Origin of the sequence: Streptomyces djakartensis (assembly GCF_014651075.1) — a bacterium.
GTDB lineage: Bacteria > Actinomycetota > Actinomycetes > Streptomycetales > Streptomycetaceae > Streptomyces > Streptomyces djakartensis.
In genome coordinates this window covers 183,379-205,423 of record NZ_BMWE01000013.1, presented here as the reverse complement: position 1 = coordinate 205,423, position 22,045 = coordinate 183,379, and the positions used below count along the sequence as shown (strand labels likewise).

At 72.4% G+C, this 22,045-nt stretch carries 23 protein-coding genes; 16 read left to right on the top strand and 7 right to left on the bottom strand.

Going from position 1 to position 22,045, the window contains the following annotated elements:
• The first annotated feature begins 56 nt into the window (after positions 1 to 56).
• From IE212_RS23380 to IE212_RS23370, 3 genes are all read left to right on the top strand, one after another.
• Entirely contained in the window at positions 57 to 278 is a 222-nt protein-coding gene (locus IE212_RS23380; RefSeq protein ID WP_190199871.1) for a nucleoside-diphosphate kinase, read from the top strand.
• Positions 279 to 347: 69 nt separating this feature from the next.
• Entirely contained in the window at positions 348 to 1,826 is a 1,479-nt protein-coding gene (locus tag IE212_RS23375) for an aminotransferase class I/II-fold pyridoxal phosphate-dependent enzyme (RefSeq protein ID WP_190199870.1), read from the top strand.
• A 264-nt stretch (positions 1,827 to 2,090) separates the two neighbouring features.
• The gene (locus IE212_RS23370; RefSeq protein ID WP_190199869.1) at positions 2,091 to 2,546 is read left to right on the top strand and encodes a cyclic nucleotide-binding domain-containing protein; all 456 of its coding nucleotides are present in this window, start codon (positions 2,091 to 2,093) and stop codon (positions 2,544 to 2,546) included.
• Positions 2,547 to 2,588: 42 nt separating this feature from the next.
• Here IE212_RS23370 and IE212_RS23365 read toward each other — a convergent pair whose 3' ends face one another.
• Positions 2,589 to 3,206: a LysE/ArgO family amino acid transporter gene (locus tag IE212_RS23365; protein ID WP_190199868.1), complete on the bottom strand. Its 618-nt coding sequence runs from the start codon at positions 3,204 to 3,206 to the stop codon at positions 2,589 to 2,591.
• A gap of 70 nt (positions 3,207 to 3,276) precedes the next feature.
• On the opposite strand from IE212_RS23365, the gene IE212_RS23360 reads away from it, so the two are divergent.
• Positions 3,277 to 4,176 (top strand): LysR family transcriptional regulator ArgP, encoded by a 900-nt coding sequence (locus tag IE212_RS23360; protein WP_190199905.1) that lies wholly within the window; start codon positions 3,277 to 3,279, stop codon positions 4,174 to 4,176.
• Here IE212_RS23360 and IE212_RS23355 read toward each other — a convergent pair.
• On the bottom strand, positions 4,165 to 4,887 hold the full coding sequence (locus IE212_RS23355; RefSeq protein ID WP_190199867.1) for a TetR/AcrR family transcriptional regulator: 723 nt from the start codon (positions 4,885 to 4,887) through the stop codon (positions 4,165 to 4,167). The two genes, IE212_RS23360 and IE212_RS23355, sit on opposite strands and share 12 nt — an antisense overlap.
• Before the next feature lie 103 nt (positions 4,888 to 4,990).
• Here IE212_RS23355 and IE212_RS23350 point away from each other — a divergent pair, with 103 nt between their 5' ends.
• Positions 4,991 to 6,208, top strand: a complete 1,218-nt coding sequence (locus IE212_RS23350) for a saccharopine dehydrogenase family protein (RefSeq protein WP_190199866.1) — start codon at positions 4,991 to 4,993, stop codon at positions 6,206 to 6,208.
• A 103-nt stretch (positions 6,209 to 6,311) separates the two neighbouring features.
• The gene (locus IE212_RS23345; RefSeq protein WP_190199865.1) at positions 6,312 to 6,563 is read left to right on the top strand and encodes a WhiB family transcriptional regulator; all 252 of its coding nucleotides are present in this window, start codon (positions 6,312 to 6,314) and stop codon (positions 6,561 to 6,563) included.
• A 25-nt stretch (positions 6,564 to 6,588) separates the two neighbouring features.
• Here IE212_RS23345 and IE212_RS23340 read toward each other — a convergent pair whose 3' ends face one another.
• Positions 6,589 to 7,032, bottom strand: coding sequence for a DUF6098 family protein (locus tag IE212_RS23340; RefSeq protein WP_190199864.1), 444 nt, complete (start codon positions 7,030 to 7,032; stop codon positions 6,589 to 6,591).
• A gap of 153 nt (positions 7,033 to 7,185) precedes the next feature.
• Between IE212_RS23340 and IE212_RS23335 the strand changes: the two genes are divergently transcribed.
• Positions 7,186 to 7,536: a DUF488 domain-containing protein gene (locus IE212_RS23335; protein ID WP_190199863.1), complete on the top strand. Its 351-nt coding sequence runs from the start codon at positions 7,186 to 7,188 to the stop codon at positions 7,534 to 7,536.
• Between the two features lie 22 nt (positions 7,537 to 7,558).
• Here IE212_RS23335 and IE212_RS23330 read toward each other — a convergent pair whose 3' ends face one another.
• Together IE212_RS23330 and IE212_RS23325 are read right to left on the bottom strand one after the other, a co-directional pair.
• Positions 7,559 to 9,232 carry an FAD-binding dehydrogenase gene (locus IE212_RS23330; protein WP_190199862.1) on the bottom strand — a complete coding sequence of 558 codons (1,674 nt, stop codon included), beginning with the start codon at positions 9,230 to 9,232 and terminating at the stop codon, positions 7,559 to 7,561.
• A gap of 17 nt (positions 9,233 to 9,249) precedes the next feature.
• Positions 9,250 to 9,888 carry a TetR/AcrR family transcriptional regulator gene (locus IE212_RS23325; RefSeq protein WP_190199861.1) on the bottom strand — a complete coding sequence of 213 codons (639 nt, stop codon included), beginning with the start codon at positions 9,886 to 9,888 and terminating at the stop codon, positions 9,250 to 9,252.
• 103 nt (positions 9,889 to 9,991) lie between these two features.
• On the opposite strand from IE212_RS23325, the gene IE212_RS23320 reads away from it, so the two are divergent.
• From IE212_RS23320 to IE212_RS23310, 3 genes are all read left to right on the top strand, one after another.
• On the top strand, positions 9,992 to 10,615 hold the full coding sequence (locus IE212_RS23320; RefSeq protein ID WP_190199860.1) for an alpha-ketoglutarate-dependent dioxygenase AlkB family protein: 624 nt from the start codon (positions 9,992 to 9,994) through the stop codon (positions 10,613 to 10,615).
• A 67-nt stretch (positions 10,616 to 10,682) separates the two neighbouring features.
• Complete coding sequence (locus IE212_RS23315) at positions 10,683 to 11,429, top strand: MBL fold metallo-hydrolase (protein WP_190199859.1); 747 nt, start codon at positions 10,683 to 10,685, stop codon at positions 11,427 to 11,429.
• A 41-nt stretch (positions 11,430 to 11,470) separates the two neighbouring features.
• Positions 11,471 to 12,742, top strand: a complete 1,272-nt coding sequence (locus IE212_RS23310) for a DUF4032 domain-containing protein (RefSeq protein ID WP_190199858.1) — start codon at positions 11,471 to 11,473, stop codon at positions 12,740 to 12,742.
• Between the two features lie 13 nt (positions 12,743 to 12,755).
• Here the strand turns inward: IE212_RS23310 and IE212_RS23305 are convergent, their stop codons facing one another.
• Entirely contained in the window at positions 12,756 to 13,637 is an 882-nt protein-coding gene (locus IE212_RS23305) for a universal stress protein (protein WP_190199857.1), read from the bottom strand.
• A gap of 221 nt (positions 13,638 to 13,858) precedes the next feature.
• On the opposite strand from IE212_RS23305, the gene IE212_RS23300 reads away from it, so the two are divergent.
• The 3 genes from IE212_RS23300 to IE212_RS23290 are packed head-to-tail and all read left to right on the top strand — an operon-like array spanning position 13,859 to position 17,327.
• The gene (locus IE212_RS23300) at positions 13,859 to 15,535 is read left to right on the top strand and encodes an NAD(P)/FAD-dependent oxidoreductase (RefSeq protein ID WP_190199856.1); all 1,677 of its coding nucleotides are present in this window, start codon (positions 13,859 to 13,861) and stop codon (positions 15,533 to 15,535) included.
• Complete coding sequence (locus IE212_RS23295; RefSeq protein WP_190199855.1) at positions 15,532 to 16,977, top strand: ATP-binding protein; 1,446 nt, start codon at positions 15,532 to 15,534, stop codon at positions 16,975 to 16,977. Before IE212_RS23300 ends, IE212_RS23295 begins: the two co-directional genes overlap by 4 nt.
• Positions 16,974 to 17,327, top strand: a complete 354-nt coding sequence (locus tag IE212_RS23290) for a UBP-type zinc finger domain-containing protein (protein WP_190199854.1) — start codon at positions 16,974 to 16,976, stop codon at positions 17,325 to 17,327. Before IE212_RS23295 ends, IE212_RS23290 begins: the two co-directional genes overlap by 4 nt.
• A gap of 100 nt (positions 17,328 to 17,427) precedes the next feature.
• On the opposite strand, the gene IE212_RS23285 is transcribed toward IE212_RS23290, so the two are convergent.
• A complete protein-coding gene (locus IE212_RS23285; RefSeq protein ID WP_190199853.1) occupies positions 17,428 to 18,681 on the bottom strand; it encodes an SGNH/GDSL hydrolase family protein in 1,254 nt (417 codons plus the stop codon).
• Positions 18,682 to 19,014: 333 nt separating this feature from the next.
• Here IE212_RS23285 and IE212_RS23280 point away from each other — a divergent pair, with 333 nt between their 5' ends.
• The 3 genes from IE212_RS23280 to IE212_RS23270 all read left to right on the top strand — a co-directional run bounded on the left by IE212_RS23280 (position 19,015) and on the right by IE212_RS23270 (position 22,031).
• Entirely contained in the window at positions 19,015 to 19,692 is a 678-nt protein-coding gene (locus tag IE212_RS23280) for an AIM24 family protein (protein WP_190199852.1), read from the top strand.
• 183 nt (positions 19,693 to 19,875) lie between these two features.
• On the top strand, positions 19,876 to 20,943 hold the full coding sequence (locus IE212_RS23275; RefSeq protein ID WP_190199851.1) for a tetratricopeptide repeat protein: 1,068 nt from the start codon (positions 19,876 to 19,878) through the stop codon (positions 20,941 to 20,943).
• Positions 20,940 to 22,031, top strand: coding sequence for a polyprenyl synthetase family protein (locus IE212_RS23270; protein WP_190199850.1), 1,092 nt, complete (start codon positions 20,940 to 20,942; stop codon positions 22,029 to 22,031). The genes IE212_RS23275 and IE212_RS23270 overlap by 4 nt, the downstream gene beginning before the upstream one ends.
• Positions 22,032 to 22,045 lie beyond the last annotated feature (14 nt).

Below are 22,045 nucleotides of genomic sequence, written 5' to 3'. Positions count from 1 at the left end.
CGTCGACGGCCGCGACCCGGTGCCATCTCCGCGCGTTGCGGGGGTACGCGGTCCACATGATTGATGTGGTGGATTCTGACGAACTCCTGCGGCGCATCCAGCGTGCGAGGGCCTGCGCGGTGCGCGAGGAACGGGCGTGGCGGAACAGGAGCGAGGAGCTGGGCGCGACCGACCCGCAGGAAGCGAGGGACGCGACGGTGCGGCAGATGTCCTACGAGGCGGTGCTCAGGGTGCTCGACGAGATCCTGACACCGGGCAAACACGCGACCGAGGGCTGAACGGGTGAGCCCGTGCCCGACGACGGGCACGGGCTGATTGCCGGGGCATGTGCCGGGAACCCGGTGCGCATGACAGTCGACCACTCCCGCGCACCGGTCCTGGAAGCCCTGGACGAGTACCGCCGCAAGGGGCGGCTTTCGTTCACGCCGCCGGGACACAAGCAGGCCCGTGGTGCCGACCCGGCGGTCCGCGAGGTCCTCGGTGACGCCGTGTTCCACGGCGACGTGCTGGCCTCCGGCGGTCTGGACGACCGGCTCACCCGGGGCCGGGTGCTCCAGCGGGCCCAGGAACTCATGGCCGACGCGGTGCACGCCGACCACACCTTCTTCAGCACCTGCGGCAGTTCCCTGTCGGTGAAGGCGGCGATGCTGGCGGTCGCGGGGCCGCACGAGAAGCTGCTGATCGGGCGGGACGCCCACAAGTCGGTGGTGGCGGGACTGATCATCTCCGGAATCGAGCCCGTGTGGGTCGAGCCCCGGTGGGACGCCGAGCGGCACCTGGCCCATCCCCCGTCCGCCGAGGACTTCGACCGGGCCTTCGACGCCCACCCGGACGCGCGGGGCGCGCTCGTCACGAGCCCGACGCCGTACGGCGGGTGCGCGGACCTTCGGGCGATCGCCGACGTGTGCCACCGGCGTTCGCGGCCGCTGATCGTGGACGAGGCCTGGGGCGCGCATCTTCCGTTCCACCCCGGGCTGCCCTCCTGGGCGATGGACGCGGGCGCGGACATCTGCGTGACGAGCATCCACAAGATGGGCAGCGGTCTCGAACAGGGTTCCGTCTTCCATCTCCAGGGCGACCTGGTCCCGCCGGCACTGCTGGGGATGCGCGCCGACCTGCTGGGCACCACCAGCCCATCGGTGCTGATCTTCGCGGGTCTCGACGGCTGGCGGCGGCAGATGGCACTGCACGGCGAGGAGTTGATGGGCGGCGCGCTGGACCTCGCGGCCGAGGTCCGGGACGCCGTCGAGGAGATCGACGGGCTGCACGTCAACGGCCGGGACGACTTCTGCGGGCCCGGCCTGGCCGACGACCTCGATCCGCTGCCCGGCGTCATCGACCTCGACGCACTGGGCATCACGGGCTTCCAGGCGGCGGACTGGCTGCGCGAGCACCGGCACATCGACGCGCACCTGGTGGACCATCGTCGTATCGGCGCGCAGATCACCCACGGCGACGACCGGGAGACGACCGGGCAGCTGCTCGACGCGTTGCGCGACCTCGCCGTGGCCGCACGGGATCTGCCCCGGGCGCCGCGCGTTGAGGTGCCCTCGCCCGCGGGGCTGCGGATGGAGCAGGCGGTGCTGCCTCGTGACGCGTTCTTCGGCCCGGCCGAGGACGTGCCGGTGTCCGAGGCGGCCGGGCGGGTCGCGGCGGAGATGATCACTCCGTACCCGCCGGGCATTCCGGCCGTCCTTCCGGGTGAGCTCCTCACCGAGCCTGTGCTGGCGTACCTGCGGACGGGACTCGCTGCGGGGATGCACCTGCCCGACCCCGCGGATCCGGAGCTGGAGACGGTCCGGGTCCTTGCCGAGGACAGGCGGTGAAGTGAAACGGGTCACGTGACCCGGTCTCCGGTTTCGCGTGCGACCACTAGATGGTTTATCGTTCATTCATACGTGGTGACGGAGTCGACCCCCCCCGTCCTCCGTGCATCACCACTTACGGCCCTGGCTGGTCTCCCCCGTCCAGCCAGGGCTTTTTCATGCCCGGAGAAAGTTCCCCACGCCGAGGTGCCCGGGGCCGTGCCAGCGGCTGAAATGGGGCGTAGGCACAAGCACCGGAAGTCGACAGCCGGCGAGGAGCTCCGCATGACCAAAGCGATCAAACTCCTGAACGCCCTGCCGCCGCCCCAGCGGCAGCGCCTGATGACGCTCGCGCGGGAGGTGTCCTTCCCCGAGGACACCCGGATCTTCGAGGCGGGCGGCACCGCCGACCGCTTCTGGGTCATACGCTCCGGCGCGGTCTCCCTGGACCAGCGGGTGAACTCCCTGCGGCGGGTGACCGTGGCCAGCCTCGGCGCGGGCGACCTGCTCGGCTGGTCCTGGCTGTTCCAGCCGCGCACATGGGACTTCGGCGCGGTGGCGTTCAGCCCCGTACGTGCCTACGAGTTCGACGCGGGGGCCGTGCTGCGGCTGTGCGAGGAGGATCCCGAGCTCGGTATGACACTGGTGCGCTCGGTCGCCGAGGTGCTCGCGCACCGGCTGGAGATGACCCGGGGAAAGCTGATGGAGCAGTACACGCTGCACCGGCGAGGGGTTCTGTGAGGCGTCGGAGGCGGTGCAGCCGGACGCTCCGCGGCCGAGGTCTCAGCTTCCCGCGATGAGCACGGCACCGAGCACGATCATGGTGGCGGCGACCATGCCGTCCAGAACGCGCCACGCGGCCGGCCTGGCGAGGAAGCGGCCGAGCACCCGCGCGCCGAAGCCGAGGGCGGTGAACCAGCAGAGGCTTGCCAGTACCGCGCCGATGCCGAACGTCCAGCGCAGCGGACCGTGGTCGGCGGCGACCGAGCCCAGCAGGAAGACGGTGTCGAGGTAGACGTGGGGATTGAGCCACGTCATCGCGAGGCAGGTGAGCACGGCACGGCGGCGGGATCCGGCCGCTTCCCCCTCCGCCCGCAGCGCGCCGCCCCCCGGCCGGAACACCCGGCGGGCGGCCAGGACGCCATAGCACAGCAGAAACGCCCCGCCGATCCAGCCGACGGCCGTCAGCGCGCCCGGCCACGTCACCACCACCGCGCCCACCCCGCCGACCCCCAGCGCGATGAGGGCGGCGTCGGACAGGGCGCAGATTCCGACGACGGCGAGGACGGCGTCGCGGCGGATCCCCTGGCGCAGGACGAAGGCGTTCTGGGCGCCGATGGCGACGATGAGGGACAGGCCGGTTCCGAACCCCGCGGCCGCGGCGGTGAAGGTGCTGGTCATGGCGCCGACGCTAAGGGCAGCGCCGGGTACCGGTCCAGCTAATGATTCTTACGTATCATTAGCGCACGTGATGATGACCGATCTTCCGCTGGACCAGGTGCGGACCCTGCTCGCGGTCGTGGACGAGGGGACGTTCGACGCGGCGGCGGCCGCGCTGCATGTCACGCCCTCGGCGATCAGTCAGCGCGTGAAGGCGCTGGAGCAGCGCACCGGACGGGTCCTGCTGCTGCGGACCAAGCCGGTGCGGCCGACCGAGTCGGGCGAGGTGCTGGTGCGGCTGGCCCGCCAGGTGGCGCGGCTGGAGCACGACGCGTACGCGGAGCTCGGGCTGAGCGGGACCGGGGAGCCGACCCGGGTCTCCGTGGCCGTGAACGCCGACTCGCTCGCCACCTGGTTCCTCCCGGTGCTCACCCGCGTACCGGAGGAACTGCGGCTCTGCTTCGAACTGCGCCGCGAGGACGAGGACCACACGGCCGCGCTGCTGCGTGAGGGGGTGGTGATGGCCGCGGTGACCTCGTCACCGGACCCCGTGCCGGGCTGTTCCGTAAGGTCGCTGGGGCGGATGCGCTATCTCCCCGTGGCGGCGCCCGGCTTCGCCGCCCGCAGGCTGGACGGCCCCTTGGAGGAGGTGTTGCTCGAAGCGCCCGTGGTGGTCTTCGACCGGCGGGACGACTTCCAGGACGGGTTCGTCCGCCGGCTCACGCGGGGGCGGAGGGGCGCGAGCGCGCTGCGGCACTATGTGCCGACCTCCGAGGGTTTCGTCGATGCCGTCGCCGCCGGACTGGGCTGGGGCCTGGTGCCCGAGGCCCAGGCGGAGCCCATGCTGCGCGCGGGCAGGCTCGTCCCGCTCGCCGGGGGCCGGGCCACCGACGTGCCGCTGTACTGGCAGCAGTGGAGGCTCGACTCCCCCGCGCTGGCACAGGTGGCTGAGACGGTGACGGCGACCGCGGCGGGAGCGCTACGGGGCTGAGTCCGGCTCCCTGACGGCGTCCAGCCGCGCCGCCGCGCTGTCCAGCAGCATCTCCAGGGCCGTCGGGTAGGCGCTGGTGACCATGCGGGTGGCGAGCAGCGGCGCCGCCTCCGCGATGCGGGGGTGGGTGGCGGCGGGCAGGCGGGCGTACGTCGACCGCCACATCTCCTCGTCGGCGTGGAGCGCGGCACTCGGCAGGGCCAGCGAGGCGGCGTCGAGCGCGGCGATGCCGAGAGTGGTGTCGATGAAGGCGTGGTAGAAGCGCACCGCGTCCGGCACGGGGAAACCAGCCGTGCGCAGGATGTCCAGGACGGCCTCGTCGGCGGCGAGTTCGTTGGCCCGGCCCGAGACGCGACTGGCGGTGAGCACCGCCGCCTGCGGATGGGCCACGTAGGCGGCGTGGATGCGCCGTCCGACGGCCCGCAGGTCCGCCCGCCACTCCCCCGTCGGCGCCCAGCCGCCGAGCGCCCGCCCGATCAGCGCGTCGCCGATGGCGAGCGTGAGGTCGTCCATGCCCCGGAAGTACCGGTAGAGCGTGCTCGGGTCGGCGTCCAGGGCCAGTCCCAGCCTGCGGGCGGACAGACCGGCACTGCCGTGTTCGCCCAGCATCCGCAACGCGGTCTCGACGATCAGCTGTTCCGACAGCACGGTGCCGCTCCTGGTGGGCCTGCGCCGGCGGCGTTTCTCCTCGGGCACCACGGGCTTCGGCATGACGGCTCCCTCCTTATGCCAACGCCATTGACCTTACGACGGAGCGCGGCGTTGTATCTCCCCGAGGGCGCGCCACGTTCTTCGCGAAAAGGGAGTTTCTGACATGCGTGTACTGCTCGTGGGTGCCGGTGGTGTGGGCGGGGCGATCACCCGGATCGCGGCCCGGCGGCCGTTCTTCGAGGCGATGGTGGTCGCCGACTACGACCGGGGCCGGGCCGAGGCGGCGGTCGCGGCGCTCGGCGGTGACACGCGGTTCACCTCCGAGGGGGTGGACGCGGGCGACGAGGCGGCGGTGGCCCGCCTGCTGGCGCGGCACCGCTGCGACGTGCTGCTCAACGCCACCGACCCCCGCTTCGTCATGCCCCTGTTCCGAGCCGCCCGCCGGGCGGGCGCCACCTATGTCGACATGGCGATGTCCCTGTCCCGCCCGCACGCCGAGCGGCCGTACCAGGAGTGCGGGATCAAGCTGGGCGACGAGCAGTTCGCGCAGGCGGCCGACTGGGAGAAGGAGGGCGTGCTGGCTCTCGTCGGCATGGGCGTGGAGCCGGGCCTGTCGGATGTCTTCGCGCGGTACGCCGCCGACGAACTCTTCGACGAGATCGAGGAGATCGGCATCCGCGACGGCGCGAACCTCACCGTGGACGGCTACGATTTCGCGCCCTCGTTCAGCATCTGGACCACCATCGAGGAGTGCCTCAACCCTCCGGTCGTCTACGACAGAGGCCGGGGCTGGTTCACCACCGAACCCTTCAGTGAGCCCGAGGTCTTCGACTTCCCCGAGGGCATCGGCCCCGTCGAGTGCGTCAACGTGGAGCACGAGGAGGTGCTGCTGGTCCCGCGCTGGGTCGACGCGCGCCGGGTCACCTTCAAGTACGGCCTGGGCCGCGAGTTCGTCGAGACGCTGAAGACGCTGCACCTGCTGGGCCTGGACCGCACAGATCCGGTCACCGTGCCGGGGCCGGGCGGCCCGGTGGCCGTCTCACCCCGGGACGTGGTCGCCGCCTGCCTGCCCGACCCGGCGACGCTGGGCGAGCGGATGCGCGGCAAGACGTGCGCGGGCACGTGGGTGCGGGGCGTGAAGGACGGGGCGCCGCGCGAGGTGTACCTCTACCACGTGGTCGACAACCAGTGGTCGATGGCGGAGTACGGCTCCCAGGCCGTGGTGTGGCAGACCGCCGTCAACCCCGTCGTCGCGCTCGAACTCCTCGCCACCGGCGCGTGGTCCGGCGCGGGCGTGCTCGGCCCGGAGGCCTTCCCGGCCCGCCCGTTCCTGGACCTGCTGACGGCCTACGGCTCCCCCTGGGGCATGCGGGAGCAGTGACCGGTTGTCCGAGGAACCGCTGTTTCACAAGGGATCGACAGGTGACCCGAAAAGGAGTAATCATCCGAACGGGCACGTTTCTACTGTGATGCAGGTGACTTCGATGGACAACTGGCGAGACCACGCTGCCTGCCGGCACGAGGACCCCGAGCTCTTCTTCCCGATCGGCACCTCCGGTCCGGCCCTGCTGCAGACGGAGCAGGCCAAGGCGGTGTGCCGGCGCTGCCCCGTCCAGGACGAGTGCCTGCAGTGGGCGCTGGACACGGGGCAGTCCATCGGCGTGTGGGGTGGCACCAGTGAGACGGAACGGCGTGCCCTGAAGCGGCGCGCGGCCGCCCGGCGCCGCTCCGGCTGACGTCCGGGCGCCGACCCCTGGGGGTTCAGCTGCGGCGCAGCGTCCCCCAGGGGTTTTCCTGCCGCGACACCTCCGCCTTCGCCTCGTCGATCACCTGAGGGTCGATCCAGCTCATCGGCCGGGCGTCGGTGACCAGCGGTTCGTTGTCCGGGCCGCGGCCCGTCTCCCGGCCCGTGAGAACCCAGGGCCGGACGCCCGGGCCCTTGTCGTGCGGCAGATGGGCGTAGTCGTGCAGGCGGCGGGCCACCCACACCCGGACGGGCCGGTCCGCCCACCACTCCTCGACGTCGAGCGGGTTGGCGGACAGGCCCGGCATGGCGACGCCCGTCAGCTCGTCCGTGCTGGACACTTCGCGGAGATCGGTCCCCGGGCCGCGCGACCAGCGGACGTAGAGGCCCTGGTGCCGTTCGACGAGCTCGGTGAGTTCGTCGAGAGTGCGCACGACCGGCAGGTCGTCCGGTCCACTCATGTCGTCTCCTCCTCCCTCGGCGCTGTCAGGCGGACGGAGTACCCTCCCGGCGCGTGCGGAATCGGTCGTTCGGCACGGTGTGGACACGGCGCGCCAGGGCACGGGACCGGGGTTAGGCTCGCGGCACACCGTCCGTCGCAGAAGGGGCCGGCCATGAGCGTTCGCGTACGCCGCGTCTATGAACCGCCCGAGCCGGAGGACGGGGTGCGTGTGCTGGTGGACCGGCTGTGGCCGCGAGGTCTGGCGAAGGACGCGGCGCGGGTGGACGAGTGGCCGAAGTCGATCACCCCGTCGACGGAACTGCGCCGCTGGTACCACGCGGGCGAAGCCTCGTACGAGGCGTTCGCGCAGCGGTACGAGGCGGAGCTCGCCGCCGGTGAGGCGGCCGAGGCGCTCGACCGGGTGCGCGGCCTGGTCCGCGCGGGCGAGGTGACGCTGCTGACCGCGTCGAAGACGCCGGAGCGGAGCCACGCCACGGTGCTGGCCCGCCTCCTCGAGGACTGAGACGGGCCGTCCCGCACGGTCGTCAGGCGGTCTGCTTCGCCGCCGCACGGCCCGCCGCCCGCCCCGAGAAGAGGCAGCCGCCGAGGAAGGTGCCCTCCAGGGCGTTGTAGCCGTGGACGCCGCCGCCGCCGAATCCGGCGACCTCGCCTGCCGCGTACAGACCCTCCAGCGGCTTGCCGTCAGTCCCCAGGGCGCGCGAGTCGAGGTCGGTCTGGATGCCGCCGAGCGTCTTGCGGGTGAGGATGTGCAGCTTGACGCCGATGAGCGGGCCGGCCGCCGGGTCGAGGATGCGGTGCGGGGTGGCGACCCGGCCGAGGCGGTCGCCGATGTAGCGGCGGGCGTTGCGGATGCCCTGCACCTGGGCGTCCTTGGCGTAGGGGTTGGCGATCTGGCGGTCGCGGGCCTCGATCTGGTGTTTGATCTCGGCCGCGTCGAGGAGCGGCTCGTCGGTGAGCTCGTTCATCTTCGCGACGAGCTGTTCCACGCCGGGCGCGGTCACGAAGTCGGCGCCCTTGCGCAGGAACGCCTCGACCGGTCCGGGAGCGCCCTTGCCGAGGATGCGCTCCTTGAGGAAACCGGCGCGGTCCTTGGCGGTGATGTCGGGGTTCTGCTCGGAGCCCGACAGCGCGAACTCCTTCTCGATGATCTTCTGGCTGAGGATGAACCAGGAGTGGTCGTACCCGGCGATGTCCTCGGTGGTGCGCAGGTGCTTCAGGGTGCCGAGGGTGTCGTAGCCGGGCAGGCACGGCCCGGGCAGACGGCGGCCGAGGGCGTCGAACCACATCGAGGACGGCCCGGGCAGGATGCGGATGCCGTGGCCGGGCCAGATCGGGTCCCAGTTCTGCAGGCCCTCGGTGTAGTGCCACATGCGGTCCCGGTTGACCAGCCGCGCGCCGGCCTCGGCGCTGATGCCGAGCATCCGGCCGTCGACGTAGGCGGGGACGCCGGTGACCATCTCCTTCGGCGGGGTGCCGAGGCGCTCGGGCCAGTGACGGCGGACGAGGTCGTGGTTGGCGCCGATGCCGCCGCTCGTGACGATGACGGCCTGGGCGGTGAGCTCGAACTCGCCGACGGCCTCGCGGTTGGAGGCGACGCCGCGCGGTGAGCGGTCCTCGGCCAGGACGGTGCCGCGTACGCCGCGTGCGGTGCCGCCGTCGACGGTCAGGGCGTCGACGCGGTGGCGGTGATGGAAGGTGAGCAGGCCGTCTCGCGCGGCCTGCCTGGCGTACCGGACGAAGGGTTCGACGACGCCGGTGCCGGTGCCCCAGGCGATGTGGAAGCGGGGCACGGTGTTGCCGTGCCCGTGGGCGGTGAGGTCGCCCCGCTCGGCCCAGCCGACGGTGGGCAGGAAGGTGATGCCGTGGCCGTTCAGCCAGGACCGCTTCTCCCCCGCCGCGAACTCGACGTAGGCACGTGCCCAGCGCACGGCCCAGGAGTCCTCGTCGTCGAGCCGGTCGAAGCCAGCGCTGCCCCGCCAGTCGCTCCACGCGAGGTCGAAGGAGTCCTTGACGCCCAGGCGCCGCTGCTCCGGTGAGTCGACGAGGAACAGCCCGCCGAAGGACCAGAAGGCCTGTCCGCCGAGGTTGGCGGCGTTCTCCTGGTCGACGAGGGCGACCCGCCTGCCCCTGCTGGTCAGTTCGTGTGCCGCGACCAGGCCGGCGAGGCCCGCTCCGACGACGATGACGTCGGCATCCATGGCGACCGTTCCCTTCTTCAGTTGGCGGAGTGACCGGGAGTGCCGCTGCCGTCGGTCAGCAGGGCCGTGAGGAGTTGTTTCAGCCAGGAGCGGGCGCCAACGACATCCCGGTCCAGCAGCAGTTGGGTGGTGACGCCGTCGTAGGCCGCGACGACGGCGTGGGCGGCGGCGTCGGTGTCGCCGAGCACGGCGGGCAGCGCGGTGTGTCCCCGGGCCCGGGCGAGCCGGTCGGCGATGGCCCGCCGCAGCCGCGCGCGGTGTTCCAGCAGGCTCCGCGCCACCTCCGGGTCACGGGCGGCGTGCACCAGGAAGTCCGTCTTCACCAGGAGCCAGTCGCGGTCGAGGAGCAGCACGTCGGTGACGCGGTCGACGGCGGCCGGCACGTCGAGGCCGGGCCCGTCGGCGGCGAGGGCCCCGGAGACCTGCTCCGCGATCAGGTCGGCCCGCTCGCGGTAGAGGGCGAAGAACAGCTCGTCCAGGCTGGAGAAGTTGGAGTAGAAGGCGCCCCTGCTGTAGCCGGCGGCCTCGCAGACCTCCTCGATCGACACGTGCCCGAAGCCCTTGGCGGCGAACACCGAGAACGCCGCCCGGAGGAGGTTCGCGCGGGTGCGGACGCGGCGCCTGGTCACGCGCCCGGTGTTTCCCTCCGCGGCCATACCCGGCCCCCCTTTCGATGCAGGACTGTATTCGATACATCCATGTATCGAAAGCCCAACCCGTCATTGGAACGCATTTTCGATTGATGGGTAGGCTGAAGACATGCACCTCCAGGGCTCCCTCTTCGACCAGGCCGACGAGCTCCGCCTCGGCCCTCTCGACGGGATCCGCCGCACCGAACTGGGCTCCGGCGCCTGGCTCGACGTCCTGCCCGGCTGGCTCCACGGCTCGGACGCGCTGTTCGAGCAGCTGGCCGCCGAGGTTCCGTGGCGGGCGGAGCGGCGGAAGATGTACGACCACGTCGTCGACGTGCCCCGGCTGCTCGCCTTCTACGGCGCCGAGGACCCGTTGCCGCACCCGGTGCTGGCCGAAGCGCGGGACGCGCTGAGCGCTCACTACGGCGAGGAACTCGGCGAGCCGTTCACCACCGCCGGGCTGTGCTACTACCGCGACGGCCGGGACAGTGTGGCCTGGCACGGCGACCGCATCGGGCGCGGGGCCCGCGAGGACACGATGGTCGCGATCCTGTCCGTGGGAGCGCCACGGGATCTGCTGCTGCGCCCGATGGGGGGCGGCAGCGACACGGTGCGCCGGCCGCTGGGCCACGGCGACCTCGTCGTGATGGGCGGCTCCTGCCAGCGCACCTGGGAGCACTCCGTGCCCAAGAGCACCCGAGCCACGGGCCCGCGGATCAGCATCCAGTTCCGGCCGCACGGCGTGCACTGAGTACCCCCCGCCGCCGGGTCTGCTTTCCTTCTCCCGTCGGATCCGGACCACACCCAGGCGGGCGATCATGCGGGCAGGCGTACACCAAGTCACGGACGGCACCTACCTGGTGCACGGCTCCCACACCAACTGGGTGATCCTCACGGAGGGGGACGCCGTCACCCTGATCGACACCGGCTACCCCGGCGACCGGGAGCAGGTCCTCGCCTCGCTCGCCGAGGTGGGAAGCGCCCCGGAGGCGGTCGCGGCCGTGCTGATCACGCATGCCCACAACGACCACCTGGGTTCCGCCGAGTACCTGCGCGCCGCGTACGGCACCCCCGTGTACCTCCACGAGGCCGAAGTGCCGCACGCCCGGCGGGAGTTCCTCCACCAGGTGTCCGTCGGGACGGTGCTGGCGAACGGCTGGCGGCCGGGTGTGCTGCCGTGGGCCGTGCACGTGATCCGGTCGGGTGGCACGGCCCACAACCCGGTCACCGCACCGGAGCCGTTCCCGCGACGCGGCGCCCTGGACCTCCCCGGGCGGCCGGTACCGGTGCACACGCCGGGCCACACCGACGGGCACTGCGCCTACCACGTGCCGGGCACCGGTGTCCTGATCTCCGGCGACGCCCTGGTCAGCGGCCACCCCACCGCCCGGACCGAGGGACCGCAGCTGCTGCCGGACATGTTCCACCACGAGCGCCCGCGGGCCGTGGCCTCGCTGGACGTCCTCGCGGAGCTGGAGGGCGAGCTGCTGCTGCCCGGGCACGGGCCGGTCCACCGGGGCCCGGTGAGGGACGCCGCGCACCTGGCCCGGGAACGCGCCCTCTAATCTGGTGTGACGATCAGCGGCGAGACGAGGACACCCGGCCCATGGCACTGCAGATCAGCGCGACCAACCCTGAGCATCCCGCGCTTTTGCTGGAGCTTCCGTGGGACGTTCCCCTGGAGGAGTGGCCCGAGGAGTACCTCGTACCGCTGCCGCGCGGCATCTCCCGGCACGTGGTGCGCTACTCCCGTGCCGGAGACGAGGTGATCGCCGTCAAGGAGCTGGCCGAGCGGCCCGCGCTGCGCGAGTACGACATGCTGCGCGACCTGGACCGGATCGGCATCCCGGCGGTGGACCCGCTGGCCGTGGTCACGGGCCGCGTCGGCAGGGACGGCGCCCCGCTGGAGAGTGTCCTGATCACCCGGCACCTGGGCGGCTCGATGCCGTACCGCTCGATGTTCGAGACGACGATGCGTCCGGCCACCATGCACCGGCTGATGGACGCGCTCGCCGTGCTCCTGGTGCGTCTGCACCTGGCCGGGTTCGCGTGGGGCGACTGCTCGCTGTCCAACACCCTCTTCCGGCGCGACGCCGGCGCCTACGCGGCGTACCTGGTGGACGCCGAGACCGGTGACCTGCATCCGCAGCTCAGCCCCGGGCAGCGCGAGTACGACCTGGATCTCGCCCGGGTGAACATCAGCGGCGAGCTGCTGGACCTGGAGGCGTCCGGGGCGCTGCACCCGTCCGTGGACCCGATCGAGTTCGGCATGGAGATCTGCGCGCGCTACCGCAGCCTGTGGGACGAGCTGACCCGCACCTCGGTGTACCCGGCCGGCAAGTACCACTACATAGAACGCCGCATCCGCCGCCTGAACGACCTCGGCTTCGACGTCGCCGAGATGCAGATCGAGCACGCATCGAACGGTGACACGGTCAGCTTCGTGCCCAAGGTCGTGGACGCCGGCCATCACCAGCGGCAGCTGCTGCGCCTGACCGGCCTCGACACGGAGGAGAACCAGGCCCGGCGGCTGCTGAACGACCTGGAGAGCTGGATGGCCACCCAGGAGGACTACGCGCCGGGCGATCCTCCCCCAAGTTCTCGGCTTCGCTCGAACAGGGGGGACCCCCATGGCGCCCGGCCCGAGGTGCTCGCCCACCGCTGGGTGCGGGAGGTGTTCCGGCCGACCGTGCGGGCCGTGCCGCCGGAGCTGCGCGGGGCCATGGAGCCGGCCGAGATCTACCACCAGCTCCTCGAACACCGCTGGTACATGTCCGAGCGGGCCCAGCAGGACATCGGGATCGAGGCGGTGGTCGAGGACTACATCAAGAACATCCTCCCCAAGGCCCGCAAGACGCTGCAGCCGACGGCGGACTGAGCAACAGCCCGCGTCACGTGTGCGGCACCACGGCCACCGGGCAGTCCGCGTGGTGCAGCACCCCGTGCGCCACCGAGCCGATCCGGGCGCCGACGGCCGTGCGGTGCGCCCGGCGGCCGACGACCGTCAGCTGCGCCGTCCCCGCCACCGAAAGCAGCACCTGCCCCGCGCTGCCCATCTCCACGTGCTCCTCCACCGGCACCTGGGGGAAGCGTTCCCGCCACGGCCGGACCGCGGCGGCCAGTGCCTTCTTCTCGTACGGCTCCAGTCCCCCGGCCTCGTCGGCCAGCTTCAGCGAGCCGGGGCTGTAGGCGAAGACGGGCGGCAGCGTCCAGGCCCGTACGACCCGGACGGTCGCCCCGCGCGCGGCGGCCGTCTCGAAGGCGAAGCGCAGCGCGTCGGCGCTGTCCTCCGGGTCGCCCTGCTGGCCCACCACGACCTCACGCCCGGCGGCCTCGCCCGAGGGCTGGTCGCCGGCCCGGACCAGCACCACGGGCCGGGCGGCCTCGGCGATGACCTGCTGGCCGACCGAGCCGAGCAGGAAGCCGACGATCCGCCCGTGGCCGCGCGAGCCGACCACCAGCAGTTCGGCGTCGGCAGCGGCGGCGAGCAGGGTGCCGACGGCCTCGCCTTCCACGACGTCGGTGGTCACCTCGAGGTCCGGGTGCCGCTCGGTGACGGTCCTCACGGCCTCGGTCACGGCGCTGTGCACCCACTCGGCCTGGCTGTCCGCGTCCCCCTCGATCCCCGCCTCCAGCGCCTCCTGCCCCTGGACCCGCCAGGCGTGCACCACGCGCAGCGGCCGGCCCCGCCGCACCGCCTCACGGGCCGCCCAGGCGAGAGCCGCCAGGCTCTCCTGCGATCCGTCGACCCCTGCGGTGACCGGGCGTGTCATCCGACTGCCTCCCTGTGACGAAGTCCGTGCGCTGTCGATCAGTCTTCCCCAACCTTCCCGCTTGACCTCGAAGTGGGGGCGGGTAACGGCTGATTCGGACGGCCCCGGGGCTCCTCACCCGACACGGAGCGCCGCGGGGCGATCGAACATACGATGGGCGAAGGCCGGCGCGGTGCTCCGGGTCGCCGTGCCGTGAGTCGACCGCCCGGCGTGGGGGACGTATGGCGCAGGCCGCCGATTCGTCGCGGACCGTCATCATGACCGTGGACGACGACCCGGGTGTCTCCCGGGCCGTGGCCCGGGACCTGAGGCGTCGCTACGGCGCGTCGTACCGGATCGTGCGCGCGGAGTCCGGCGCGTCGGCACTCGACGCGCTGCGGGAGCTGAAGCTGCGGGGCGATCTCGTGGCGGTGATCCTGGCGGACTACCGGATGCCGCAGATGAACGGCATCGAGTTCCTCGAACAGGCCCTGGACGTCTACCCGGGCGCGCGGCGGGTGCTGCTGACCGCGTACGCGGACACGAACGCCGCGATCGACGCGATCAACGTCGTCGACCTCGACCACTACCTCCTCAAACCGTGGGACCCGCCCGAGGAGAAGCTGTACCCGGTCCTCGACGACCTGCTCCAGGCCTGGCGGAGCAGCGACTTCCGGCCCGTGCCCGCCACGAAGGTGGTGGGGCACCGGTGGTCGTCGCGCTCCTCCGACGTACGGGAGTTCCTGGCCCGCAACCAGGTGCCCTACCGCTGGTACTCCTCGGACGAACCGGAGGGGCGGCGGCTGCTGGCCGCCGCCGGTGAGGACGGGATGCGGCTGCCGGTGGTGATCACGCCGGACGGGACGCCGCTGGTCGAGCCGGAGGCGGTCGACCTCGCCGACCGGGTCGGTCTGGCCACCACTCCGACGGCCGACTTCTACGACCTGGTGGTGATCGGCGGCGGTCCGGCCGGGCTCGGCGCGGCGGTCTACGGCGCCTCCGAGGGGTTGCGGACGGTGCTGGTGGAACGGTCGGCGACGGGCGGTCAGGCGGGGCAGAGCTCCCGCATCGAGAACTACCTCGGCTTCCCCGACGGCGTGTCGGGCGCGCAGCTCACCGACCGGGCGCGGCGGCAGGCGGCGAAGTTCGGCGCGGAGATCCTGACCGCGCGCGAGGTGACGGCCCTGGAGGTCAACGGCGCCGCCCGGATCGTACGGTTCTCCGACGGCTCGGCGGTCGCCGCGCACAGCGTGATCCTGGCGACCGGCGTGTCCTACCGCCAGCTCGCGGCGCCCGGCTGCGAGGACCTGACCGGATGCGGGGTGTACTACGGGTCCGCCCTGACGGAGGCGCCCTCCTGCCAGGACCAGGACGTGTACATCGTCGGCGGTGCCAACTCCGCCGGGCAGGCGGCGATGTACCTGTCCCGGGGCGCGAAGTCGGTGACCCTGCTGGTGCGCGGCGAGTCGCTGGCGGCGTCGATGTCGCACTACCTGATCCAGCAGATCGAGGAGTCCCCCAACATCCGGGTGCGCTGCCGCACCGTCGTCGAGGAGGCGCACGGCGACGGCCGGCTGGAGCACCTGACCCTGCGGGACGTGGACAGCGGCGCGATGGAACGGGTCGACGCGCACTGGGTGTTCGTGTTCATCGGCGCGGCCCCGTTGACCGACTGGCTGGACGGCACGGTGCTGCGCGACGAGCGCGGGTTCATTCTCGCCGGGCCCGACCTGACCGCCGACGGCCGTCCGCCGGAGGGCTGGGAACTGGACCGGCCGCCGTACCACTTGGAGACCAATGTGCCCGGCGTGTTCGTGGCGGGTGACGCCCGCTCCGAGTCCGCCAAGCGGGTCGCGTCGGCGGTCGGAGAGGGAGCCATGGCCGTGATGCTCGTCCACCGCTATCTGGAGCAGTCGTGAGCGGGCAGCCGATGCCGTGCGACCCCGAGGAGATCGGGGCTCTGTTCCTGTTCGAGAAGCTCACCCCGGAACAGCTCGGCCGGCTGTGCGCCGCCGGGCGGTTGGAACGGTTCGAGCCCGGTCCCGTGTACACCGAGGGCGACCCCGCCACCTGCTTCTACGTGATGGTCGAGGGCACCGTGGTGCTGTACCGCCGGGTCGGCGGGGACGACGTGGAGGTGACCCGGACCTCTCAGCCCGGGGTGTACGCGGGGTCCATGCAGGCGTATCTGGGCGACCGGGTGCGGCAGGTCTACAACAACTCCATGCGCGTCACCGAGCCGACGCGGTTCTTCGTGCTCCCCGCGGCCACGTTCGCGGAGATCATGCAGGACTGGTTCCCGATGGCGGTGCATCTGCTGGAGGGGCTCTTCTTCGGCACCAAGAGCACCCAGCGGGCCGTCGGGCAGCGCGAACGGCTGCTGGCGCTGGGCTCGTTGTCCGCCGGTCTCACGCACGAGCTCAACAACCCGGCCGCGGCGGCCGTACGGGCGACGGCGACGCTGCGGGAGCGGGTGGGCAAGATGCGCCACAAGCTGGCGATCATCGCACAGGGCTCGTACTCCCCCGAGGTCATGGCGGGCCTCATCGACTTCCAGGAGCGCACCGCCGAACGCGTCGCCAAGGCGCCCGGCTTGAGTCCGCTGGAGGCCTCCGACCGGGAGGACACGGTCGCCGACTGGCTCGACGAGCACGGCATCGCCGAAGGCTGGCGGATCGCGCCCACCTTCGTGCAGGCCGGTCTGGACGTGGACTGGCTGGAAGAGGTGGCGGCGGCGGTGGACGAGGAGATTCTGCCGAGCGCGATCGGGTGGCTCAACTACACCGTCGAGACCGAGCTGCTGATGGACGAGATCAACGACTCCACCACCCGCATCTCGCACCTCGTGGACGCGGCCAAGCAGTACTCGCAGCTGGACCGGGCGCCCTTCCAGGACGCCGACGTGCACGAACTCCTCGACAGCACCCTGCTGATGCTGTCGGGCAAGATCGGCCAGGAGATCAAGGTCGTCAAGGACTACGACCGCACGCTGCCGAGGATCCCGGCGTACCCGGCGGAGCTCAACCAGGTGTGGACGAACCTCATCGACAACGCGGTCGCCGCGATGAACAGCGCGGGCGGGCAGGGGACGCTGACCGTGCGGACGGCGCGGGACCACGACCGGCTGCTGGTGGAGTTCCGGGACACGGGCGTCGGCATCCCGGCCGATGACCGCGGCCGGATCTTCGACCCCTTCTTCACGACGAAACCGGTGGGTGAGGGGACGGGGCTGGGGCTGGACATCTCCTGGCGGATCGTGGTCAACAAGCACCACGGGAGCATTCAGGTGGAGTCGGAGCCGGGGGACACGCGTTTCCAGGTGCTCCTTCCGCTGACAGCTGTCGAGGAGGAATCCGGATGAGTGGCGGGAACGGGATCGATCCGAGTGTGCCGCCGAGCGGCAGTGGCTGCGCGGAGTGTGACGCGGACGGGGGCTGGTGGTTCCATCTGCGGCGGTGTGCGCAGTGCGGGCACGTGGGGTGCTGCGACAGTTCACCGGCGAGACACGCGACGGCTCATTTCCGGGCGACCGGGCACCCTCTGGTGCAGAGCTTCGAGCCGGGCGAGGGCTGGTACTGGGACTACTCGACGAACGAGCTGTACGAGTCGGGCCCCGAGCTGGCTCCGCCCGCGAGTCATCCCGCCGATCAGCCGACCCCCGGCCCCGCGGGGCGGGTGCCGGTGGACTGGGCGAAGGTGTTGCGGGCCTAGGGTCTGTCGTTCGGCGACCGGCGACAACGCGGCAGATGCGCGTGCCAGGCCCCGCGTCTGCGGCGTGAGCCAAACGACAGGCCCGAGGGGTGCCGCCGGGCTACCCGCCTTCGCAGTCGAGGCTCTCCAGGTCCACGGCGTGGGCCATCGCCCGCATTCCCTTGTCGTTGGGATGCAGGTGGTCGCCGCCGTCGAACGCGGGGAGGATCCGCTCCGGGTCGAGGGGGTCGCGCAGGACGCGGTCGAAGTCGGTGACCGCGTCGAACTCGCCACCGGTACGGATGAAGTCGTTGACCTCCTGGCGTACGGCTTCCCCGGTGGGGTCCCATTCCCGCCAGCCCTTGAACGGGGCGATCGTGGCGGCGACGACACACTTCCCGGAGGCGTGCGCCCGGTGGATCAGGTCGCGGTACCCGGCGATCAGCGCTTCGGCGGTGGCGCCGGGCTCCGCCTTGATGTCGTTGACGCCCTGGAAGAGGAAGACCGTGCGCACACCCGGCAGTGGAAGCACGTCCCGCGGCAGACGGTTCAGGGCGCTCTGCCCCGGGCCGTCTGCCAGGACCCTGTTGCCGGCGAGCCCCTCGTTCGCCACCCCCTTGACGTTCGCCGTGGGTGACTCGCGCAGCCGCCGGGCGAGGTAGTCCGGCCAGCGGCGGTTGAGGCCGGTCGTGGAGTGCCACCCGTCGGTGATGGAGTCGCCGAGGGCGACGACGGCGCCCGCCTCGGGCCGGGGGCGGACGGTGACGGCGTCGAGGTAGGACCAGGAGCCGGTCCGCCGGGTCCAGTGGGCCGCGCCCTCCTCCGCCGTGTGGTCGCCGTCGGTGGTGTACGACGTCTGCAGGGCCAGCCAGTGCCCGGTGCGCGTCCCCTGCGCCCGGGGCACGTAGAGGCTGACGGCGAGCGCGCTCGCGGCGGGGACGTACCCGGGCAGCGGGTCGCTGTAGACGATGCCGCCGGCGGGCACGGTGACGGAGCGCGCGCCGCCGAAGGTCAGTCGCCGGTTGCTGCCGGGGATGAGGGCGGCACCGTCGCGTCGCAGACCCGCGTGGACGTTGCCGAACGTCACCGGCCGGTCCCCGAAGGCGTTGGACAGCCGCACCCTGAGGCCGGTGCCACCGACGCTGGTGTGGACGACCAGCCGGTAGCCGCGGCCGTCGGCCGCCGTGCCGACGCGGTCGGCGGAGGAGGCCCAGGTGACCACGCCGTCCCCGGCCGGCGCGGTGGCGCCGGGGCTCCGGGGCGGCTCCTGCCCCTGGGGGCCCTGAGGCAGATCGCCGGACGCGCAAGCCACCGCGAGGCACGAGGAGAGTGCGGCCAGGGCGGTACGGCGGCCTGGGCGTGCGGTTCGTGGCAAGGTGGGCGCTCCTTCGGCCGGTGCACGGCGGACGGTGTCAGGGGAACGATTCCGCAGGTCGCGAGGGTACCGGGAGCGAGCCGGAGCCGCTGTGCCCTCCCGGAGTACGACACGGTAGCCGGTACCGCCGCCGGGCGGCGGCCGCGGGTTCGGCCCGGCGTTCCGGCCGGCCGGGGGGCACCACCTCCGGCCGACACTCCCCCGCCGAGGCCGCGCGGCCGGACGCGCAGCCCCGGCGACGGGGCGGCGTCCCCGGGCGGAGCCACCCGCATCGGGCCCGTTCGATCTGCCGCGATCTTGGCGGAGGGTGAGGCTCCGGGCGAGGATGCCCGCATGAAGGGTGAGCTTTTTTCCAGCGGGCACATGGTGCGGCCGGCCGTCGCACCGGGCATGACGGTCGAGAACGCCAAGTGCGTCCGGTACACGGTGAACGGCGAGATGCTGGCCCGGCAGGGCGCGATGATCGCCTACCGCGGCAACCTCCAGTTCGAGCGCAAGGGCCAGGGCGTGGGCGGCATGCTCAAGCGCGCGGTCACCGGGGAGGGACTGCCGCTGATGGCGGTGCGCGGCCAGGGTGAGGCCTGGTTCGCCCACGAGGCCCAGAACTGCTTCGTCGTCGATGTCGAACCCGGTGACGAGTTCACGGTCAACGGCCGCAACGTCCTGTGCTTCGACGCCACGCTGTCGTACCGCATCGCCACCGTGAAGGGCGCCGGCATCACCGGCGGCGGCCTGTTCAACAGCGTCTTCGCCGGGCACGGCAAGCTGGGCCTGGTCTGTGAGGGCAACCCCCTGGTCATCCCGGTCTCCACGCAGTACCCGGTGTACGTGGACACCGACGCCGTCGTCGGCTGGACCGCCGGTCTGCAGACCTCCCTGCACCGCTCCCAGTCCATCGGGTCGATGCTGCGCGGCGGCTCCGGGGAAGCCGTGCAACTCGTGCTCCAGGGCGAGGGGTACGTCGTCGTACGGCCGAGCGAGGCGACACCTCACAAGGCCGGTCAGCACTGAGGACCTCTGTGGTGATCTGCGCCTCACAGGCAACCCCGCCCGTCCCGTCCACGTCTTGATCGACAACAGGTGATGCCCTGGCCTGGCGGCCAGGGCAGGTTCCCACCCGTCTATACACGCCTTGTATACACAGCACGTATACATGGCGTGTATACCGATGTGACCACAGACGGAAAGGCATCGATGTACGGCAAGGCATTCGCCCCCGAGTACCAGGGAGCGCTCACCTCCCTGTCCGTCAACTCCTCACTGACCGACGTGCTGGCCGCCGGCATCGAGCAGTTGAGGGCGGCCGAGCGGGCCGGAAAGCCCGGCGAGGAGGCGCGTTCCGGACTGGCGGTGGCCGAGGCGCACCGCCGGCTGGGCCGGGTCGAGGACGCGGACCGCGCCTGGAAGGCGAGTTACCGGGCCGCCCGCCGGGCCGAGGACGTCTCGGCGATGGCGTGGGCGCTGTGGAGCGGCGGCACCCTCGCCCGGCAGCGCGGCGCGTTCCCGCTGGCGCGCAGACTCCTCGGGCTCGCGGCCGATCTGGGCGAACGGGGCGGGGACATCGTCGTACGCAGTTACTCGCTGGCCGGCCTGGCCGAGACGGGCCGCATCCAGGGGGACTACGAGGCGGTCGGCCGGCTGCACGAGCAGCTGCTCGCCGAGGCGCGGCGGCGCGGGGAGGCCCGCCACACCGTGTGGGCGCTGGAGGGCATAGCGCAGATGCATCGCAACACCGGGCAGTACGACAGGGCGTACGCGTTGTTCGAGGAGGCGGCCCAGATCGCCGCGGGGGCCGACGACCGGCGGGGCCACGCCTGGGCGTTGCGGGGTCTGGCCGACGTCGTGTCGGTGCGGGACGGGGACACCGGGCGAGCGCTGGAGCTGCTGAGCGAGGCGGAGGTGACGTGCCGTGCGATGCGGCTGTCCAGCGCGCTGGCCTACAACCACAAGATGCGCGGCAACGTCCTGTACCGGGCCGGGCGTTACGCCGAGGCACGCGCCCTGTACGAGCAGGCGCTGGCGGAGTTCCGCACCATGGGCGAGCCGCGCGGCGAGGCGCTGTCGCGGCTGGGGCTCGCCAAGTCCCTGGCCCGGCTGGGCCGTGACCGTGCCGAGACGGCGGCCGAACTCTCCGACCTCGCCGGCACGCTGGAGCGGATCGGCCTGCGGCACGCCCACCGGATGGTGGCTCGCGCGTACGACGAACTCGGCGTACCGGATCCCCGGTCGGCGGAGGCGAAGGCGGCGGAGGTGGCACGGTGACGGCGTCCTCCATCGCGGCGGAGGCTCCCCGGCAGGGCACGGCAACGCACGCCGAGCGGCAGGGGCGCACGGGCGGCCCCGGCCAACCGGCCGACCCCCACCGGACCCTCGAACGCTGCCGCGCACTCGTGCGCCCCGCCCTCGCCGAAGCCGTCGGCCGGCTGCACCCCTGGGTCGGCGAGATGGCCGCCTACGCCTTCGGCTGGTGCGAGGTGGGTGGTGCGCCGACCGTCGCCCCGGGCGGCAAGGGCGTGCGGCAGGCACTCGCGGTGCTCGGCGCCGAGGCGGCCGGCGTGCCCGGCGGGGCGGGCGTGGCCGCGGCCGTCGCGGTGGAACTGGTGCACACCTTCTCCCTGCTGCACGACGACATCATGGACGGCGACGCGGACCGGCGACGCCGCCCGGCCGTGTGGAAGGCCTACGGCACGGGCCCGGCCGTCCTCGCCGGTGACGCCCTGTTCGCGCTGGCCGTCGAGACCCTCGCCGGGCAGCCGGGCGGTGCCGCGGGCATGCGGGCGCTGTCCGCCGCGCTGGGCGACCTGGTGCGCGGGCAGGCGGACGACCTGCTGTTCACCGCCCGCCCCTGGACGGGGCAGGAACGGGTCCTGCCCGACGAGTACCGGGCGATGGCCGAACACAAGACCGGCGCGCTGCTGGGCTGCGCGGCGGCGCTGGGCGCCGTACTCGGCGGTGCCGCGCCGGAGACGGTCACCGCTCTGGACCGGATGGGCCGGCACCTCGGGATCGCCTTCCAGATCGCCGACGACGTGCTGGGCATCTGGGGCGACCCCAGGGTCACCGGTAAACCGGTCCACGGTGACCTGCGGGAACGGAAGAAGACCCTCCCCGTCCTGATCGCGCTGGATTCTCCCCTGGGCGGCCGGCTCGCCACGCTGCTGGAGTCCGGTGACGCGCCCGACGCGGCGGCGGAGCTGATCGAACGGGCGGGCGGGCGCTCGGCTGCCATGGCGGAGGCCCGCAGTCACCTCGCCGCCGTCGAGACGGCGCTCGCCGGCCTGCCGTGGGAGGCCGGGGCCGCCGGTGAACTGCGCTCGCTGCTCGGCTTCCTGGTACGACGCGACTCCTGAGCCGTCCCCACCGT

Coding starts and splice junctions, on each gene's coding strand:
- IE212_RS23380 (WP_190199871.1), top strand. CDS start 57: ATGATTGATGTGGTGGATTCTGACGAACTCCTGCGGCGCATCCAGCGT.
- IE212_RS23375 (WP_190199870.1), top strand. CDS start 348: ATGACAGTCGACCACTCCCGCGCACCGGTCCTGGAAGCCCTGGACGAG.
- IE212_RS23370 (WP_190199869.1), top strand. CDS start 2,091: ATGACCAAAGCGATCAAACTCCTGAACGCCCTGCCGCCGCCCCAGCGG.
- IE212_RS23365 (WP_190199868.1), bottom strand. CDS start 3,206: ATGACCAGCACCTTCACCGCCGCGGCCGCGGGGTTCGGAACCGGCCTG.
- IE212_RS23360 (WP_190199905.1), top strand. CDS start 3,277: ATGATGACCGATCTTCCGCTGGACCAGGTGCGGACCCTGCTCGCGGTC.
- IE212_RS23355 (WP_190199867.1), bottom strand. CDS start 4,887: ATGCCGAAGCCCGTGGTGCCCGAGGAGAAACGCCGCCGGCGCAGGCCC.
- IE212_RS23350 (WP_190199866.1), top strand. CDS start 4,991: ATGCGTGTACTGCTCGTGGGTGCCGGTGGTGTGGGCGGGGCGATCACC.
- IE212_RS23345 (WP_190199865.1), top strand. CDS start 6,312: ATGGACAACTGGCGAGACCACGCTGCCTGCCGGCACGAGGACCCCGAG.
- IE212_RS23340 (WP_190199864.1), bottom strand. CDS start 7,032: ATGAGTGGACCGGACGACCTGCCGGTCGTGCGCACTCTCGACGAACTC.
- IE212_RS23335 (WP_190199863.1), top strand. CDS start 7,186: ATGAGCGTTCGCGTACGCCGCGTCTATGAACCGCCCGAGCCGGAGGAC.
- IE212_RS23330 (WP_190199862.1), bottom strand. CDS start 9,232: ATGGATGCCGACGTCATCGTCGTCGGAGCGGGCCTCGCCGGCCTGGTC.
- IE212_RS23325 (WP_190199861.1), bottom strand. CDS start 9,888: ATGGCCGCGGAGGGAAACACCGGGCGCGTGACCAGGCGCCGCGTCCGC.
- IE212_RS23320 (WP_190199860.1), top strand. CDS start 9,992: ATGCACCTCCAGGGCTCCCTCTTCGACCAGGCCGACGAGCTCCGCCTC.
- IE212_RS23315 (WP_190199859.1), top strand. CDS start 10,683: ATGCGGGCAGGCGTACACCAAGTCACGGACGGCACCTACCTGGTGCAC.
- IE212_RS23310 (WP_190199858.1), top strand. CDS start 11,471: ATGGCACTGCAGATCAGCGCGACCAACCCTGAGCATCCCGCGCTTTTG.
- IE212_RS23305 (WP_190199857.1), bottom strand. CDS start 13,637: ATGACACGCCCGGTCACCGCAGGGGTCGACGGATCGCAGGAGAGCCTG.
- IE212_RS23300 (WP_190199856.1), top strand. CDS start 13,859: ATGGCGCAGGCCGCCGATTCGTCGCGGACCGTCATCATGACCGTGGAC.
- IE212_RS23290 (WP_190199854.1), top strand. CDS start 16,974: ATGAGTGGCGGGAACGGGATCGATCCGAGTGTGCCGCCGAGCGGCAGT.
- IE212_RS23280 (WP_190199852.1), top strand. CDS start 19,015: ATGAAGGGTGAGCTTTTTTCCAGCGGGCACATGGTGCGGCCGGCCGTC.
- IE212_RS23275 (WP_190199851.1), top strand. CDS start 19,876: ATGTACGGCAAGGCATTCGCCCCCGAGTACCAGGGAGCGCTCACCTCC.